Source organism: Pedobacter africanus, from assembly GCF_900176535.1.
GTDB lineage: Bacteria > Bacteroidota > Bacteroidia > Sphingobacteriales > Sphingobacteriaceae > Pedobacter > Pedobacter africanus.
In genome coordinates this window covers 1,403,970-1,419,335 of the sequence record NZ_FWXT01000001.1, presented here as the reverse complement: position 1 = coordinate 1,419,335, position 15,366 = coordinate 1,403,970, and the positions used below count along the sequence as shown (strand labels likewise).

The following is a 15,366-nucleotide window of genomic DNA, read 5'->3' as shown; positions in this document are numbered from 1 at the left end:
TGTGACATCTGGCCCCATGTTTTTGCTAAAACTGGTCTACCGTAGTCATCAAAAGTTACGGTAACTTTGTTCAGTAATAGATAGAAGGAAATGAACATATACGACCTTGTAATCAACGATAAGGAGAAGGTTACTTTAAATGATATCATCCTGGAGGAAAGCAACAGGAAAAAGTTTGTGCAGCTGGTTAAGGAACATGCCTATATTGAAGAGTTAAGCCGGTACGGACTACCCGTAAACAATAAAATACTACTTCAGGGCAGCTCGGGGTGCGGTAAAACGATGAGTGCAAAGGCCATTGCAAATGCATTGGGGAAAAACATCCTGATACTTAATTTAAGTAATGTGGTTTGCTCAAGGATTGGCGAAACTTCACAAAGCATCAAGCAGGTATTTGATCAGGCTGCCAGGGAAAAAGCCGTTTTGTTCCTGGATGAATTTGACCAGATCGGAAAGGCGAGGGGCAGCGACGATAAAGACGTTGGCGAAATGAGAAGGTTGGTGAATACCCTGATCCAGTTGATCGATTATTACCCGGAAAATGCCCTGTTGTTATGTGCTACCAATCATCCAGAAATTATTGATGCCGCATTATTAAGACGGTTTCAGCTGCGCATAAACTTTGAAATGCCCACATCCGAAATCTTGGATGCCTACTATGATAGGCTTTTATCCCGTTTTCCGGAAGAATTGCAAAATATAGAGCGTAAATACAACATTTCCTACGCGGAAGCCAGGGACCATACATTTACTTTAGTAAAAGGAGCATTGATTAAAGAATTAGAGGAAAAGGAAAAAGGCGTAGAAGCATGAGCAAATACGCCTTTTGTACAGCATGAAAGATAGATTGCATAGAAGTGTAGAATTTGCGATGACCATATAACCAGCTCAAGGCCTGCTCAAGGCCTTGTGGGAAGCTTTGTGGGGCAGAAGGTACTTTTAACCAATAAAACCTTGAGCAGGCCTTGATCAAACCCCCATTTGCCCGATGCAGGATGATTGTGCTTTCCATCAAAGGAATTAAAAGATCAACAAAACCGCCCCTGAAATTGTTATTGGTTATATTACTGATTAAACAATAAAAAGAGATGGGACTAATTGGATATTATCTGATAGCGGGTGTCATGTTTGTAGTGGGCCTTATTGTAAGCAGCCGTCTTAAAAGTAAGTTCAATGAATATAGCCAGATTGGTTTAAGGAATGGATTAAGCGGCCGGGAAATTGCCCAGAAAATGCTTTCTGATAATGGCATTAATGATGTTAATGTGATCTCCACGCCCGGGCATCTGAGTGATCATTACAATCCGCAGGATAAAACAGTTAACCTAAGCCCGGATGTGTATGAAGGAAGAAGTGTGGCCGCTGCTGCTGTTGCTGCACATGAATGTGGCCATGCTGTACAGCATGCCGTATCCTATCCAATGCTTAAATTCCGAAGCGCTATTGTTCCTGTGGTCAATATCAGCTCGCAACTTTCACAATGGGTAATACTGGCTGGTTTGGGGTTTATGATCGGCAGATCCAATCCTACTGTTTTGCTGATCGGAATCCTTTTATTTGCAGTGACCACTTTGTTTACCATCATTACGCTACCTGTTGAATACGATGCCAGTAACAGGGCGTTGAAATGGCTGGAGAATAACCAGATGACTACCTCTGCTGAACACGATAAAGCTGCAGATGCCCTCAAATGGGCGGCACGAACCTATGTAGTTGCAGCCATCAGTTCGGTTGCTACTTTGCTGTATTATATTCTGCTTTTTGTTAATAGCAGAGATCGCGATTAACTGGGATGCGGGGCACGGGCCTCACTGATTTCTATCCATACAGGAGCATGGTCACTGGAATGCGCCCAGCCCCTGACATGCTTTTCAACTGTGGCCGATTGCAGTTTGTCTGCTAACTTGTGGTTAAGCAGAAAATGATCCAGCCGTAAACCTGCATCGCGTTGATAGGCGTTTCTGAGGTAGTCCCAGAAAGTATAGATCCGCTGTTCAGGGTACATTTTCCGGAAAGCATCCGTCCAGCCCTGGCTTAGGAGTATCTGCCAAAGTTTTCTGGCCTCGGGCCGAAACAGGGCATTGTCTATATATTTTTCGGGTTTGTAGGTATCCAGTTCTGTTGGCATAATGTTATAGTCGCCAACCAGGGCTACAGGCAAATCAAAACCATTTAATTTTTTTGCATGTTTGGTAAGGCGTTTTATCCATTTAAGCTTGTAATCGAACTTAGGGCCTGGAAACGGGTTGCCATTAGGCAAATATAAACAGCCAATTACTATCCCGTTAATAAATGCTTCTATATAGCGGCTGTGCAGATCATTTGGGTCGCCGTCCAGTCCGCGCCGGGTTTCCTGGATTTCTCCGTAGCTTGATAAAATGGCTACGCCGTTCCAGCTCTTTTGGCCATGCCAGATAGAGTGGTATCCAGCTGCTAACAGTGCCTTCCAGGGAAAACGGTCATCTGGTGCTTTAAGCTCCTGAAGGCAAACCACGTCGGGCTTTGCCTCGGCCAACCAGCGCAGCAAATTATCCAGGCGTGCATTGATTCCATTGATATTGTAACTGGCAATTTTCATTTTAAATGTAAACAGATGAATGTAAAAAGGCGGGGCTTATGCTTTATGGTTATTGGCCTTTTGCCTGGTTCTCTACAGTTATTTTTGTATTGAGGTAACAATTGCCGGCAGAAAGTGTTCTGATAAACCTGCAGATTAGAGGAGAGTAGCTTGTTACCAAAAATTCTATGAAAGTCGTAATCAGCCTATTAATTGTCGTTTTTGCCCCTATGCCTGGGGCCGAAAAAACAGGATATTTGTTTTCAGTAGATTAAACAAGTTACTATGAGCAATAAAAAGAAAGTAGACGAGTTCCTGGAAAAACTGGATCACCCGTTAAAAAAAGAAATGGCTGCGCTGCGCGATGTGATTATGAAAGTAAGTCCTGAAATTACAGAAGACGTGAAATGGGGCGGTCCGAGTTTTTATTACAAAGGAGATATGGCCACTTTTGGCCCACGCGTTAAAGACGCTGCAGTGCTGGTGTTTCATAAAGCAGAGGGGCTGGGAGCCGGAGAGGTACTTGAACCGGCGTCAAAAGGCAAAGCCTATGCTAAATTTAGAAGTATGGCAGAAGTAGAAACAAAAAGTGATGAACTGCAAACAGTAGTTAGGCAGTGGATGCAATTGATGGATAAAAGTTAAAATTGCACCTCAAAAAGCCTCAAGTCAAGTCATTCGGCCAGTTTCAGGCGGAAAAGATTTTATAATTCTTCATCCTATGGAACCGGTAGGTCTCAAAACCGAAGAATATCAGGCAGAGCATCAAAAAAATTGTGGCCAATCTTAAAAATGCATCCAACTCGCCTACAAAACTGAATTGACCGTCGTTATACCTTTGTGGCAAAACAAAATGCGCACCATAATACAACAACAGTATAACTGAAGCAATAATGGTTATCCTAATGACCAGATATTTTATCATAATGTTATACCGAATTTAATGGTACAAAAAATCATCACTAAAATTCTCCTTACTAAACTTTATTAATTCAGCAAATTGAGAAAGACCATAATACTTTTGTTGCCTGATGGCTTGTTCTGCTCCCGGGTCCCCTCTGAAAAGAAAGGCCAGCAACGGAACTTTGGGCCAGTTGGCATTATTGGTTTCCCGGTAAGCTTTGAATGCGGGATCATAAATGGAGGGATTTTACTTTCGGCAAGACACAAGAGTTCACAGCATAAATTAAAGGAATCTATTGAAAAGGCACTCCATAGTGATAATGAAAAGCGTGCTGCCCCGCTTAAAATAGCCTATAACTGTGAGATTGTTTTAAGTAAAGAAACCCCTGAACTAAGTATTGTTGACTATTTGTTATGGGCCCTGCAGCGGAATATACTAAGGGGTGAAAGCCGGTTTTATAAAGCTTTAATTGACAAATATACTTTGATCATTGACTTATATGACAACGAGCAGCATTATACTGTTGACAGATTATTTGATCCTGGAAAGTCGAGTGAATTAAGAACAGATGGGTATATATAAAAAAACAGTCTTGCACTTCCTGTGAGAATACTCTCAACCTGCCCCAGTGGGCATTATGATAAATGCAAAACTGCATTACAAATATAAGGTTAATAATGCGGTTTGTCAACTTTGTCTTGACATTTGTTGTATTTGACTTGACTTTTGTAAAGCGTTATAATTAGATTTCTTATCCGTTATATAAATGATGCAAGTATCCAGGCTATTCGCCAGCTTTGGGGGCTAGGGTAGTAATGTGTACTATCTTACCCAGCGGGAGACCCTCTTGTTCCTGTTGTTGCTGTAGATTTTGTCCTCGCAATAATTAGCGCAGGTATGATGTATGCCTGGATTGTGAGGGAAACGGACCATGACATGATCAAAAGAGAGATGAAAAAGTACAACCTGTTTTTTAACGGCGTTAAAACCTTAAACCAATTTTTATCTATAGGGAGCCTTGCGGGGCCAAACCCCCTCCCAGCTGTGGTTGCGGCTGCTGATGAATACCAGTTACAGAACTATTGCCAGTTGTATGCATAGCCGTAAAACCATTATGGCGGCTACTCAATGATAACTTTCCTGTCATAACAAATTTGTTTTCCATCCATTGTCCGGAACGTTAAGCACCGGTACAGGTTGTAAAGGGGATGCTAAAGGGATTCGATTTCTTCTTTTGACAGTTTGGTGTACTTAATGACCTTTTCGATTGGTTCGCCATTGGCAATCATTTCACGTGCCATTTCAACAGCCTGCTCGTGTTTTCCTTGCTCCAAGCCCTGTTCAATACCCTTTCCAAGAATATACTGTTCGTGACTATAATTGTCACGTTTTCTTTTCAGCTCCCGCTGATAAGCATCCATTTCTTCGGGGGTCAAATTCGTTACTTCTGCCACTTCAAATAGTTTTTTGAATGTTGAGTTATTACTCAAAGATACAGGTATTTCCTCAAATTCTGTCATGTGTCTTAAGCAGTATAGCCATTTGTCTTCGTTTGTTTCCAGCTCGTCCAGCGTTTTGGTAAACTTTGGCAATTCAATATAAATGTACCCAAGCTTGTCGTAAAACTGCTTTTTGGTACGCATCTCTACCAGCCGCACGTCGTGTATGTGGTGTTCGTTTGGGCTTTCATCCAATACAAAGTCCATTACGGCAACAAAGTAAACCTCGGGGAGTTTATAATCCCAATTGGCTTCAACGGATTTGCCATGCCCCTGTACAAGATTTGCGGTGTAAAATAAGATGCGGTCTTTGAAATGTTCCTGATTACCTTTTTGCATTTCTACGATAAAGTCTTCATTGTTATCGCCGGTGCAATACACATCAAATACGGTTTTTCTGTTTTGCTTCTGATCGCCTTTACGTTCGGTTTTTCCTAACCTTACCTGTTTAATCACTTTACGGCCTTCAAACACGCTGTTTAAAAAGTCTCTCAAAAGGTCAAGATGGCCTTCTTTTGCAAAAAAATGATGGAAGGAAAAATCGAGTTTAAAATCTATGTACCTGGAAGTAACTTCTTCAGTTGTAGTTGTTGTGGTGCTTACGCTGGTTTCTTGTTGCATAGTTTGGGTTTTATACCACAAACCTAAACAGGTATTTTTTAAGTTGAAAGAACTGTGTTCACTTCAGGAAACTGTCCGGAAATGGTGGGGTAAAAGAAAATATAGTTTGTTTTGGTGGTGGTTGTGCCTGGGCAAAGCAAAGAAAATTTGGAGAGGAGGATTAATGAAGAGATTTTGGGAAATGAGCGGGCGGCATATGGGAAGCAGGTTGTTGCAACATTGGCGAAGCAGTTGACTGAGGAATACGGAAAGGGCTGGGGAGTAGATCAGCTTAGAAAATTTACTCGTTTTGCAAAAACATTTCCTGAGCGCCAGATTGTGGACGCAGTGCGTCCACAATTAAGTTGGACATAAATTAGAATAATCTCGTTTATCGATGAACCTTTAAAACGAGACTTCTACATAGAAATGTGCAAACTGGAAAGATGGTCGTCCAGTCTGCTGGATTCCGAGCTTTAATCAGGGTGTTACTTTTACCGAAATATACAGTAACCAACTGATAAGATCATATCCAAATTATAGAATTTTAAATTCCTTTTAACATTCCTTTTCCCTTCATTTTGAACTACCGAGAAAACCTCGGTAGTTGATTTTTCTTCTAACTCTCCTTCAACCAGAATATTTTTGATATGAAGTCCAATTGTATCGGAATCTTTTTCGAATAATTCAGACATTAATTTTTGTGTAAGCCACACGGTTTCGTTTTCCAGTGTTACATCAATAGTTGTGGTGCCATCCCCGGCTTGATAAATGATAATTTGTTCCGTTTGCATAATTGATTTTTTTAAAAGATTATTTCAAGACGGAATTATCTACAAAAAACAATATTCGCTGGTAATAAAAAAATTAAAATTTTGAGCTTTTTTACAGTTTGTGGGGCTTCCGAAACTATATATCGTTCGCAAAGGACGGCAGGAAAGGAAAGAATAAACTATTGGTCCCTAATATATTGTTTTTAGCGGTTTACGTGGCAATGCTTTTCCATAAACAAGGGTCCCGCGGCATTTGCCGCGGGACCCTTGTTTAACCTAATGTTTGTGTGGTATTATTTATTTCTAATTGTTAGAAACCAGATAGTTTTTACTGATGTCGGCCATAGGTTTTTGCTGTTCAATTGCTTTTTTTGCAAAGTTTTTGGCTACTGCAGGAGTAACATTACCGGCAATGGTTAGTACTATTTGCGCAGGATTATTGATTTCAGCATAATAGGCATTTACATCAGCCAGGGTTAATTTAGCAATGCTGTTTTCATTTACAGCCTCAGGGAAATATTTATCCTGTGCTTTTAAATGCTCCATTACACTTGCTTTGGCTTTCGCCAGGTCTTCCTGGTCAAATGCTGGCGCATTGATACAAGCATACATGCTTTGCAAAGCAGTTTCAAAGTCGTCGCTGTAGGTAGCCAGGTTAATGCCTTTATGGCTGTAGCTTAATCCGGCATCTAAAGCGGTCAACTGCTGATTTAATAAAGTGTTGAATACTTCCTGAACCGTAGCTTTTGCAGGTGTGTAAACATTAGCTGCCTCAAAGCTAAGGTTTGCAAATACTTTAGGTGTGGCTTCGTTGTGCGCTACAATAATTGTAGTGCCGTTTTTTAAGGTATAACTAACCGGGTTTTTCATGGTCGAGGTTTGGGCGTAGCCACACTATTATCTAAAATACTCCAGGGCGTTTCGGCCATTAAAATCGACCAAGCCTTTCCTTTGAACTGAGCTGGAATAGGAACCGGCCTGAAGAATTGGTTAACCTCGATCTTACGGAGTCTTGCAAAGGTGTGGTATTAGGATGCGGTTTTAAAGCGCCTGGATTTGTTTCATTGTAAGGCCAGTGGCTTCTGCAATGATAGCCAGATCAATTCCTTTGTTTTTTAGATTACGGGCAATGGCCCTTTTCTCTTCCAAGGCTTTAGCTTCGGCTACTTGTCTTCCTCTTTTATAAAAAGGGTCACGTTCTAATTTCCAAAATGAATTTACGTCTAGCATAGCTTGTTCTGTTTCGTTGTCAAATTTACGCAATTGCATAATTACACGCAATTGCTGGTAGTATTTATTCTCGGTTGAGCAGTCAGGACTGACAGCCATGATTTTTTGCAGTATTGACTTAACAATTTCTGCTGAAGTTTTATTCCCTTTGTTTGCTAAAATTGCAAGTATCTGTTCTTCCGGCTCATTTGAAGATAAAAACAGATCGCAAGGGAGTTCTTTAAAGTTGATTAAACCGTATTGGTACTTGAAGTTTGGTAGGTTAATTTTGTGAGGTACTATAGCTTTGGCACTTCCCATGTATATCATCTCTCAAGATTTTATCGTATCGGCTTCCCTGTTTACGGCTATTTATATCTGGCATTATGGCTTGTTTTGAATAAAGCAAACTTACAGCCGTGACTCTAGATATGGAAGAACTCTGTGCAAAACAGGAAGCTGTCCGGAAACTGGGGTGTAAAAGAAAACATAGTTTGTTTTGGCTGGGTGTTTGGGTATATGAAGCAAAGAAAATTTGGTGGCCTTGTAAAAAGGAAACTCTTTTAAAATATAGTTTTCCGACGTCTTATCGCAAAAACAATCGTATTTATGAGTGCAGCAAGCCATACCAGCGGCATTTCCAGGTACAGAAAAAACAGTCCTTGCCAGTTCCCAACTGGTTGATTAGCGTTAATTACATATAATAACAAGGTTAACAGGTTGGCAATTACGGCCGTAATAATTAATGGTTGTAAATTATTCCTTGTCTTTCAAATTCGTTACTTCTGCCAATCAAATAGTTTTCTGAATGTTGAGTTGTTACTCAAAGATACAGGTATTTCGTCAAACTCTGTCATGTGTCTTAAGCAGCACAGCCACTTGTCTTCGTTTGTTCCCAACTCGTCAAGCGTTTTGGTAAACTTTGGCAATTCAATATAAATGTACCCAAGCTTGTCATAAAACTGCTTTTTAGTACGCATGTCTACCAGCCGCACGTCGTGTATGTAGTGTTCGTTTGGACTTTCACCCAATACAAAGTCCATTACGGCAACAAAGTAAACTTCAGGGAGCTTGTAGTCCCAATTGGCTTCAACGGATTTGCCATGCCCCTGTACAAGGTTTGCGGTGTAAAATAAAAAATTTCGCCTGGACCTAGTGGAATACTATAAAGGTGCGGCCCAGAGGTTGGAAAAGCACTGCCTCAAATATTTTCTGAATGTTGGACTGTTGGTCAAAGAATAGTGCATAACTTTGTAGTGATATTGCAGTACAGACTAAGCCCTGACAATTGCCGGTAAATTGATTATATTTAATTAGGAACTAAATTAGTAGAAGGATAACCACAATGGCTACTTATACCGCACTTTCTGACCAGGAGCTGATTATCTTATTGAAAGAGAGGGATGAGCTTGCCTTTACAGAAATTTACCGGCGACATGCCCATATGCTTTATTTGCATGCCTTTAAAATCTTAGGAGAGGAAGATGAAGCCAAAGATCTGATCCAGGAAGTTTTTTTTGCTTTTTGGGAAAAGGCCTCTCTGATAGAGGTAAAGACTAACTTAAAAGGTTATTTGTATGTTGCTTTGAGGAACCGCATTTTTAAACTGATCAGGAGACGAAAGGTGAATCTTGATTTCGTCAATCTGATTGCAGCACAATTGGACGGCTTGGACCATACCACCGTTGAAACAATCGATGAGAAGGAATTGATAGCCCTGATTGATAGGGAAATCGAAGCGTTGCCAAAAAAAATGAAACAGGTTTTTGAACTTAGCCGCAAAGAATTTCTAAGCAATAAGGAAATTGCGGCCCGGTTGAATATGACCGAAGAAGCTGTAAAGAAGCAGATTCATCGTGCACTGAAGCAGCTTAAGCTTAAACTGGGTAGTGCTGCCGAAATCTCCTTGATGCTGATTGCAGTGATCCATCAAAAGCCCTAAAAAAATATTTCTACAAAAAATGTCCCCCTAAGTTATTCTCAGGTATCTTGTAGATATGGGGACAGATATGGAGAATTCAAATGAGTATTTAGATCAATTGATCGATAAGTATTTTTCCGGAACAGCAACCTTGGAAGAGAGAAGTCTTTTAGAGCGGGCTTACAGTGATGCTGCAATTAAAAGTCATTTTGATGAGGGGAAGGATGAGCATTCTGATCGGTTGGACGGCCTGCTTAGTACAAATTATGAAGAACTGATATTGAGGATACGTTCGGGTAAGGCTAAGCGGATAAGTTTATGGCCAAGAATAGTAGCCGCGGCTGCTGCTGTAGCAGTGATCGTAATTGGTCTGATATTCTTTAAAGCGCTTCGTTATCCTGATGCCCTTTCAGGATCTCAGATTGTTAAAAACGACATTCTCCCAGGCAAAAACACAGCAACATTAACCCTTGCCAACGGCAAATCAATTGTGCTAAGCGATGCAAAGAGCGGGGTGCTTGTAGATGATGATAAATTAAGTTATAATGATGGTACAGCTTTGTTGCAACATGACCGTTCTCTACACGCAGGTGAAAGAAGTATGACGCTGAGCACACCCCGTGGCGGTACTTATCAGATTACTTTGACTGATGGGACAAAGGTATGGCTTAACGCTGCATCAAGCTTGACTTATACTGCCAGGTTAACCAGGGGAGGACAACGTAGGGTGACACTTAATGGTGAAGCATATTTTGAGGTGGCAAAGGATAAGTCACGTCCTTTTGTTGTGGAAAGCAATGGCCAGGAAATCGAAGTACTGGGTACGCATTTTAATGTCAATAGTTATAAGGATGAACCGGGCATAACCACAACGCTGCTGGAAGGCTCCGTGAAGATTAAGGCCGGAAGTAAGCATAAAATTATAAAACCCGGTGAGCAGGCAATAAACAATTCAGGTGTTATTGCTGTGCGGCAAACCGATGTAGATAATGTGGTAGACTGGAAAAATGGCGACTTCTACCTGAACCACATCGAGTTTAAAACAGCCATGAGAAAAATTGCGAGATGGTATGACATGGATATCATTTACGATGAGAGTGTGCCGGATAATATGGAATCGGGAGGGTGGATCTCAAGGGATAAACCTTTATCGGCGGTGCTTAAGTCCATAGAATCGTCTGGCCTGGTAAAATTCCGGGTAGAAGGCAGAAAAATTTATGTAATGCGATAATTAAATAGAATAATATGAAACGATTTGTTTTTTTTATAATCATATTTCTGGTGGCTAAATCAAGCTTTTCTCAGGAGAGCCATCCGGTTTCCTGGAATTTTAGCAGTAAAAAAATTGCGCCGTTAACTTATCAGGTCAAATTGCACGCTACTGTTCAGGAGCCCTATCACATTTACCCTCAGGGAGCCGCGGGGGGTATGGGAATGCCAACAGAGATTTTGTTTAAGGAGGATGACAATGTAGAATATGTTGGAGAGCCGCAAGAGCATGGCGATGAACAGAAAAATGGGGAAAGCCTGGCGTATTACGCAAAAGGGGCAACCTTCACGCAGACACTCAAACTGAAGTCTGAAAGGAAGACCACCTTAGCTTTTACTATAAAGTACATGGCCTGTACAAATCAAATGTGTCTTCCACCATCGAAAAAAGACTTTACACTGGAATTGGATAATTTGGGAAAGGATGCTGCCGTCGTTAAAAACGAAGATTCTTCCAGTTCGTCTAGTCAAATCATGTCTTTCACGTATGAAGATTTCAATATGGCTGATATGGATGGGAAGACCGTTTCGTCAAAGGACATTACCTCAAGAAGCAAATATACATTTATTGACTTTTGGGCCAGCTGGTGTGCCCCATGTAGGGCGCAGGGTCGTGAATTGATCCCGATATACAATAGCTATAAATCTAAAGGCTTTGATGTTATTGCCGTTTCCTTGGATACTGATGTTAAAGCCTGGAAGAAAGCAAGCCAGGCAGACGGCTACACCTGGACAAATCTGAGTGATCTGAAGGGTTTTGAATCGCCCATCAGTAAAAAATACAATATCGTTGCCATTCCCAGAAACCTGCTGATTGACCAGAGAGGCAATATTATAGCTAGGGATTTACACGGTAAGGAACTGGAAACCAAACTGGCAGATCTGTTTAATTAAATGTTGCGCAAGCAATCTAATATTCACCTAAACTAACCAAACATGCAGAGAAATTTACCATAGAAATTGAAAAGAACCAGTCCCAACGTGGTTGGAACTGGCACAGCTTGGAATTAACAGAAAATGTCAACTACAGCAACCTGGTCCGTGGAAAGAAAAGGATTGCTGTGATAAACCAAACTAAACAAATGTATAAAAATTCTAACAGATACGTGGGAGTGCGCAATTCCCTCTGTTCTAAAATTATGCTGATTATGCGATTAACCACCGTAATACTAATAGCATCTATAATGCAGGTCAGTGCCTCTACATTTGGCCAGCAAATTACCATTAACCGGAAAAATGCTTCTTTGGAATCGTTGCTAAAGGAAATCAGGACGCAAAGCAATTATGACTTCTTTTACGATGGAAAAATAATCCCTAAAAACAGACTGATTGATGTGAGTTTGAAAAATGCTGATATCAACGAGGCACTGAAAAAGGTACTGGCCGGCTTTTCTCTCAATTATACCATTGAAGGTAAGATTGTGACCATAAGACAAAGTAAACCTACAATTATTGATAAGGTTATTTCGGTTTTTGCCCGGATAGATGTAAAGGGCAAAGTGGTTGACGAGCAGGGCAAGCCTCTGCCAGGGGCATCCGTGTTTGTTGAAGATAGCCAGATCAGGACAACAACAAATAGTAAAGGAGAGTTCCTGCTTCAAAATGTAGATGAGAATGCGACGATACTTATCGGTTATGTTGGTTATCAGCCGATGCAGCTTAAGGCCGCGCGCGACCTCGGTACCGTTAAAATGCAGGTTTCAACCGATATCCTCAACGAAGTTGAAGTGACTTTCAATACAGGATATCAGCAAATCTCCCGCGAACGCGCTGCAGGATCGTTTGCCAAACCTGACCTCAAGGTAATGATGAACCGGACCAGTACCCCAAATATTTTAACGCGTTTGGAAGGATTGGTTCCTGGCCTGACCACCCGCGGCCCAGGCGGTTTGCTTGTAAGGGGGCAAAGTTCTTTACCAACCGGTGATAATCCTTTAACTTCCACCAGGCCCCTAATTGTGATTGATGGAATTGAATTTGAAGGAAATATTGAACAGGTAAACCAGCAAGATGTTGAAGACATTACCATATTGAAGGATGCAACTTCAGCCTCCATCTGGGGTGCAAAAGCTGCAAACGGCGTCATTGTCATCACCACGAAAAAAGGGGTGGCAGGTGATCGGCTTACGTTCAATTACGACGGATATTATGCTTTTCAGGGCCGTCCGGACCTCGATTATGTACAGCGAATGAATACGCAGCAGTTTATCGGCCTCGCCAGAGAACTGTTTCCACAATTTAGTCCATATTTTCCAGACTGGAGAACGGTTAACAGTAACTTTGGAAACCTGCCTCACCTGCAGATCCAATACGATCGCGCCCGAAACCGCATTACCCAGGCGCAGGAAGATTTTAAACTGGACAGTCTCGCCAACCTATCCAATACCGCTCAGATTGCAGATCTTTTTGTTAGAAATGCAGGTACAATAAACCAGACATTATCTGTTTCCGGAGGTGGAAAAGCGCATACCTTTTATGGTTCATTAAACCACATTGGCACGCAAAGCAATACACCGGGACAACAATACAATCAGTACAAAATCAATCTGAGCAATAACCTGATCATCAATAACAGAATAACAGTTTCCATAAATGCGGATTTAACGAATACGGTGACCAGAAATGGCAATACCTATCAACCCGATAGAAGCATTGTCCCTTATCAGCTATTTAAGGATGCCAACGGCAATCCGCTGAACATAAATTATTTAGGTAACTATAGAGCTACTCCCCTTTCGGATTCTTTAAGAACCAGATACCAGTCACGAAGCCTCATCAATCTTGACTATAACCCGGTGCTTGAACAGGATAGGGCTTATGATACCAGCAATGGGATTTTTGCCAGATTGGTTGGGGGCTTAAAAGTCAAGATTCTGAAAGGACTGGATTACCAGGGAACCTATGGGTATAACCTGGGTAACTCCAATACGCGGGCAGTTAGACTGCAAGACAATTATGAAATGAGAACGCAGGTGGTGCAATTTACGCAAGGCGGAAACACTACCCCTCCCGTTTACAACCTCCCGCAAATCGGCGGAAGATTGGTTGCAGGAAGTAACTCTACCAGGGCCTGGACGCTAAGGAACCAATTGGTATTTAACCGCGATTGGAAGCAGCATCAATTCACGCTCATGGCTGGCCAGCAGGCCACCAGCAGCACGCCGGTGACGACAACAGCAACTTATTACGGCTGGGACGATCAGCTGCAAACTTCAAGGCCGGTAGATCTGGCACGGTTGGGTGAAGGGGTTAATGGAATTGGTGGGTTAGCAACATTACCAAACAATGTTGGTGGTTCAGAGGGGCGTATAGCGAGAACCACTTCCTATTTTGCTAATATGGGTTACACGTTCGATCGGAAATACACCTTGAATGCCAGTTGGAGAATCGACGAGAGTAATTTATTCGGACGCGATAAATCTGCACAAAACAGGCCTGTTTACAGTATTGGTGGGAAGTGGGCGTTAGGCAAGGAAAGATTTATGGAGCCAGCTACCTGGCTCAGTCAACTGGATCTTCGCCTGACCTACGGAATTACCGGTAATGCCCCTTTTGCGGGAGCAGCTGCGTCTTACGATATTCTGACGGCTGAAAGTAATCCTAATTATGTGACAGGAGCGGGATACTTGCTAAGTTCTCCCGCCAATACCAAGCTAACATGGGAAGGCACAAAAGTTTACAATGCAGGTATAGACTTTTCTATATTCAGGGACAGGTTGAGTGGATCCATTGACGGGTATATCAAGAAAACGGAAGACCTGATTGGCCAACTGGCGACTTCACCGTTTACGGGTTATGACAGCGTAATCGGCAATTATGGTAATTTAGATAATAAAGGGATAGACATTGGATTGAATTCCACCAACATCAGCACAAATGACTTCAGCTGGAGTACTGGGCTTACCTTTAGCTACAATAAAAACAAATTGACGTTACTGCGTGAGAATCCGCCGGTTACAGGGGATGAACTGAGTTTGCGGGAAAGGTTGGTAGATTATCCTTTATACACACTCTTTATCTACAATTATGGAGGCCTGAATGCGGATGGGGATCCACAGGTCAGACTGGCGGATGGTACAGTAACCTCCGAAATTAACATCACTAAACCAGCGGACATCCTTTACGCAGGTACTACGCAACCAGTTTGGTCAGGTGGATTGCAAAACAATTTTCAGTACAAATCATTTAATCTGAGTGCAAGCCTGATTTACAGCGGAGGGTATAAAATCACCAATAACAGCAATCCTGCTACAAATGAATCCATTCTTGGTAACAACAGTTTGCCAGTAGAATTTTTGAACCGCTGGAAGTCTGCCGGTGATGAGCAAAAAACGGATATTCCAAGGTATGTACCTTCTGGAGAGCTGGCAAGTGCCCGTAATATCGGCTACTTCAATCAATCTCAGCGATACGCGCTAAATGGAGCATATATCAAACTCCGCGACATCACCCTATCTTACAGCCTTCCGCAAATATTGGTAAAATCAATTCGTGCACAGGCTGTATCCTTCAGGTTCCAGGTAAATAATTTATTGTTATGGACTGCCAATAAAAATGGTATAGATCCGGAGTTTTTAGGCCAGATACGGGATGCCCAGGGAACAGTTAGTCTTGGCGCGCACATTACGTTTTAA

At 41.8% G+C, this 15,366-nt stretch carries 15 protein-coding genes and 1 pseudogene; 10 read left to right on the top strand and 6 right to left on the bottom strand.

The window, feature by feature from the left end; genetic code table 11:
• Positions 1-90 precede the first annotated feature (90 nt).
• Complete coding sequence (locus B9A91_RS05960; RefSeq protein WP_084237470.1) at positions 91-813, top strand: AAA family ATPase; 723 nt, start codon at positions 91-93, stop codon at positions 811-813.
• 275 nt (positions 814-1,088) lie between these two features.
• Positions 1,089-1,787, top strand: a complete 699-nt coding sequence (locus B9A91_RS05955) for a zinc metallopeptidase (RefSeq protein ID WP_084237469.1) — start codon at positions 1,089-1,091, stop codon at positions 1,785-1,787.
• On the opposite strand, the gene xth is transcribed toward B9A91_RS05955, so the two are convergent.
• Positions 1,784-2,578: an exodeoxyribonuclease III gene (xth, locus tag B9A91_RS05950; RefSeq protein WP_084237468.1), complete on the bottom strand. Its 795-nt coding sequence runs from the start codon at positions 2,576-2,578 to the stop codon at positions 1,784-1,786. The genes B9A91_RS05955 and xth overlap by 4 nt on opposite strands.
• Positions 2,579-2,842: 264 nt before the next feature.
• On the opposite strand from xth, the gene B9A91_RS05945 reads away from it, so the two are divergent.
• From B9A91_RS05945 to B9A91_RS05930, 3 genes are all read left to right on the top strand, one after another.
• Positions 2,843-3,202: a DUF1801 domain-containing protein gene (locus B9A91_RS05945; RefSeq protein ID WP_084237467.1), complete on the top strand. Its 360-nt coding sequence runs from the start codon at positions 2,843-2,845 to the stop codon at positions 3,200-3,202.
• 355 nt (positions 3,203-3,557) lie between these two features.
• Positions 3,558-4,043 (top strand): hypothetical protein, encoded by a 486-nt coding sequence (locus tag B9A91_RS05935; protein ID WP_144008874.1) that lies wholly within the window; start codon positions 3,558-3,560, stop codon positions 4,041-4,043.
• Between the two features lie 315 nt (positions 4,044-4,358).
• Positions 4,359-4,562, top strand: a complete 204-nt coding sequence (locus B9A91_RS05930) for a hypothetical protein (RefSeq protein WP_144008873.1) — start codon at positions 4,359-4,361, stop codon at positions 4,560-4,562.
• 110 nt (positions 4,563-4,672) lie between these two features.
• Here the strand turns inward: B9A91_RS05930 and B9A91_RS05925 are convergent, their stop codons facing one another.
• The gene (locus B9A91_RS05925) at positions 4,673-5,581 is read right to left on the bottom strand and encodes an Rpn family recombination-promoting nuclease/putative transposase (RefSeq protein WP_084237463.1); all 909 of its coding nucleotides are present in this window, start codon (positions 5,579-5,581) and stop codon (positions 4,673-4,675) included.
• A gap of 114 nt (positions 5,582-5,695) precedes the next feature.
• On the opposite strand from B9A91_RS05925, the gene B9A91_RS05920 reads away from it, so the two are divergent.
• Entirely contained in the window at positions 5,696-5,935 is a 240-nt protein-coding gene (locus B9A91_RS05920; RefSeq protein WP_235012562.1) for a DUF1016 N-terminal domain-containing protein, read from the top strand.
• A gap of 119 nt (positions 5,936-6,054) precedes the next feature.
• Here B9A91_RS05920 and B9A91_RS05915 read toward each other — a convergent pair whose 3' ends face one another.
• From B9A91_RS05915 to B9A91_RS05895, 4 genes and pseudogenes are all read right to left on the bottom strand, one after another.
• On the bottom strand, positions 6,055-6,354 hold the full coding sequence (locus B9A91_RS05915; RefSeq protein ID WP_084237461.1) for a RhuM family protein: 300 nt from the start codon (positions 6,352-6,354) through the stop codon (positions 6,055-6,057).
• A gap of 282 nt (positions 6,355-6,636) precedes the next feature.
• Complete coding sequence (locus B9A91_RS05910; protein WP_084237460.1) at positions 6,637-7,203, bottom strand: peptidase M16 family protein; 567 nt, start codon at positions 7,201-7,203, stop codon at positions 6,637-6,639.
• Positions 7,204-7,374: 171 nt separating this feature from the next.
• Positions 7,375-7,872, bottom strand: a complete 498-nt coding sequence (locus B9A91_RS05905) for a hypothetical protein (protein WP_144008872.1) — start codon at positions 7,870-7,872, stop codon at positions 7,375-7,377.
• A gap of 449 nt (positions 7,873-8,321) precedes the next feature.
• Positions 8,322-8,669: pseudogene (locus B9A91_RS05895) on the bottom strand (PD-(D/E)XK nuclease family transposase); the annotation flags it as partial.
• A 218-nt stretch (positions 8,670-8,887) separates the two neighbouring features.
• Here B9A91_RS05895 and B9A91_RS05890 point away from each other — a divergent pair.
• The 4 genes from B9A91_RS05890 to B9A91_RS05875 all read left to right on the top strand — a co-directional run bounded on the left by B9A91_RS05890 (position 8,888) and on the right by B9A91_RS05875 (position 15,366).
• Positions 8,888-9,484 (top strand): RNA polymerase sigma factor, encoded by a 597-nt coding sequence (locus B9A91_RS05890; RefSeq protein ID WP_084237456.1) that lies wholly within the window; start codon positions 8,888-8,890, stop codon positions 9,482-9,484.
• A gap of 67 nt (positions 9,485-9,551) precedes the next feature.
• A complete protein-coding gene (locus tag B9A91_RS05885; RefSeq protein ID WP_084239596.1) occupies positions 9,552-10,694 on the top strand; it encodes a FecR family protein in 1,143 nt (380 codons plus the stop codon).
• A gap of 14 nt (positions 10,695-10,708) precedes the next feature.
• Positions 10,709-11,626: a TlpA family protein disulfide reductase gene (locus B9A91_RS05880; protein ID WP_084237455.1), complete on the top strand. Its 918-nt coding sequence runs from the start codon at positions 10,709-10,711 to the stop codon at positions 11,624-11,626.
• Between the two features lie 254 nt (positions 11,627-11,880).
• A complete protein-coding gene (locus B9A91_RS05875; RefSeq protein ID WP_159451652.1) occupies positions 11,881-15,366 on the top strand; it encodes a SusC/RagA family TonB-linked outer membrane protein in 3,486 nt (1,161 codons plus the stop codon).

Excerpts from the sequence above, each read along its gene's own strand:
- xth (WP_084237468.1), bottom strand. The coding sequence starts at position 2,578 with ATGAAAATTGCCAGTTACAATATCAATGGAATCAATGCACGCCTGGAT.
- B9A91_RS05925 (WP_084237463.1), bottom strand. The coding sequence starts at position 5,581 with ATGCAACAAGAAACCAGCGTAAGCACCACAACAACTACAACTGAAGAA.
- B9A91_RS05890 (WP_084237456.1), top strand. The coding sequence starts at position 8,888 with ATGGCTACTTATACCGCACTTTCTGACCAGGAGCTGATTATCTTATTG.
- B9A91_RS05930 (WP_144008873.1), top strand. The coding sequence starts at position 4,359 with ATGATGTATGCCTGGATTGTGAGGGAAACGGACCATGACATGATCAAA.
- B9A91_RS05960 (WP_084237470.1), top strand. The coding sequence starts at position 91 with ATGAACATATACGACCTTGTAATCAACGATAAGGAGAAGGTTACTTTA.
- B9A91_RS05880 (WP_084237455.1), top strand. The coding sequence starts at position 10,709 with ATGAAACGATTTGTTTTTTTTATAATCATATTTCTGGTGGCTAAATCA.
- B9A91_RS05915 (WP_084237461.1), bottom strand. The coding sequence starts at position 6,354 with ATGCAAACGGAACAAATTATCATTTATCAAGCCGGGGATGGCACCACA.
- B9A91_RS05910 (WP_084237460.1), bottom strand. The coding sequence starts at position 7,203 with ATGAAAAACCCGGTTAGTTATACCTTAAAAAACGGCACTACAATTATT.
- B9A91_RS05875 (WP_159451652.1), top strand. The coding sequence starts at position 11,881 with ATGCGATTAACCACCGTAATACTAATAGCATCTATAATGCAGGTCAGT.
- B9A91_RS05955 (WP_084237469.1), top strand. The coding sequence starts at position 1,089 with ATGGGACTAATTGGATATTATCTGATAGCGGGTGTCATGTTTGTAGTG.
- B9A91_RS05945 (WP_084237467.1), top strand. The coding sequence starts at position 2,843 with ATGAGCAATAAAAAGAAAGTAGACGAGTTCCTGGAAAAACTGGATCAC.
- B9A91_RS05905 (WP_144008872.1), bottom strand. The coding sequence starts at position 7,872 with ATGATATACATGGGAAGTGCCAAAGCTATAGTACCTCACAAAATTAAC.
- B9A91_RS05885 (WP_084239596.1), top strand. The coding sequence starts at position 9,552 with ATGGAGAATTCAAATGAGTATTTAGATCAATTGATCGATAAGTATTTT.